Source organism: Salinicola sp., assembly GCF_982684285.1.
On the sequence record NZ_CEXLVS010000472.1, the window covers coordinates 1 to 1,326 of the forward strand.

The following is a 1,326-nucleotide window of genomic DNA, read 5'->3' on the forward strand; positions in this document are numbered from 1 at the left end:
TCCACAAAACGTAAAGGGAATAAAGAAATTGATTTACCTTCCAGCCAATCAACATCAAAAATGGTGATCATATCCATCATACTGGTGATCAAGGCTTCACTACCCGACAAGATCAATAAGTTTCGACGTTTATCGGTATAAACCACGCCCTGAGTTTTCATAGTCGGCTGTAAGATCTTTGCCATTTCAGCCGCGCCGATGAATTCAAGCGGCACAATTTGCAAACCAAAACCTTGGTTTTGCAATCGTTTAACCCGGGTGACAACAGGTAGTTGAGCGGCCTTACTTAAAGGCATGATGCGATACCGTCCTTCTGTAAGCATCATCGTGGCACCATTTAACGATAATACTTCTTGTAATACACCTAATAAGGCATCTTCGGGTAAAGGTCGTACCGTTTGAATAGTGACCGTGCCACTGACCGCAGGATCAATCACATAGTTTTCTTTTAAAGCATCGCCCAACACCGCTTGAACAAACGCTTGCAAATCAAGATTTTGAAAATTGAGATTTATCCCACCTTCATCTTCGGTAATGTGTTTTGCAGCATGTGAACGTTCAGGCCCTAAAATATTGTCTTTACCCACCTGAATTTCAACAACAGGGTTTAATAACTGTTCCGGTTCGCCATTGCTAACAGGAAGATCAGGATTAACACTCTCTTTTTCTGGTACAAATTCTTCACCACTAATATCAGGTAGTGGACGATCCTGTTCGCGTAATGGATTTTGTATACATCCTGTTTGTAACAACAACATCAATACTAAAGCTAAAATGCCTGAGCGCCGCATAACTGCCGTGTTATTCATTGCTTTTAAAATCTGCATAGTTATCATCTTTATCTTTTAAACCTATATATCAACAGCCACTTCGAGTGCATTAAATGGTCTGTTCCAACTGTCGTTGTAATCTATCTTCTAAATCTCTGGGTGGCCTGACCGGACTATTCCTCCGATTAAGGGGAGCTTTTTCTTGCGTATGTTGAGCTTGTTTATTTTGTGTTGGTGTTTCAATCTCTATCTCTGTTTGCAAAATTTCTTTGCCTAACCAGTCCATCGCAATCACGGTGTCACTGTCATTGCGAGTCATGGTTATCTGTGTTGAATCGATCTTGCTTAGGGTCCAGTCTTTATATTTTTCTCCCAACGCTAAGCTCACGACTTCGCTATCTTGCTCACCCAGCACAAAGGCCATATCAGTGTCGTCGACTAGCATCACCCCGACTAAACGAGGTGGATTTTCAAACTTTTCGGCAACCGGCTGAGTTGATTCCTTTGTTTTCTCTACAACCGCTGTTTCAACAGGTTCTGCTGCAAGCTTTTCTAC

2 protein-coding genes are annotated in these 1,326 nt (G+C 41.9%); both read right to left on the reverse strand.

All coding sequences use genetic code 11. From position 1 onward, the window contains the following. Positions 1 to 827, reverse strand: an 827-nt coding sequence (locus tag AC3AYF_RS21200) for a secretin N-terminal domain-containing protein (protein WP_487780446.1), incomplete at its 3' end; no start/stop codon positions are given. Positions 828 to 879: 52 nt separating this feature from the next. Further along, positions 880 to 1,326 (reverse strand): hypothetical protein (locus AC3AYF_RS21205; RefSeq protein ID WP_487780447.1); only part of this gene is annotated, 447 nt, incomplete at its 5' end.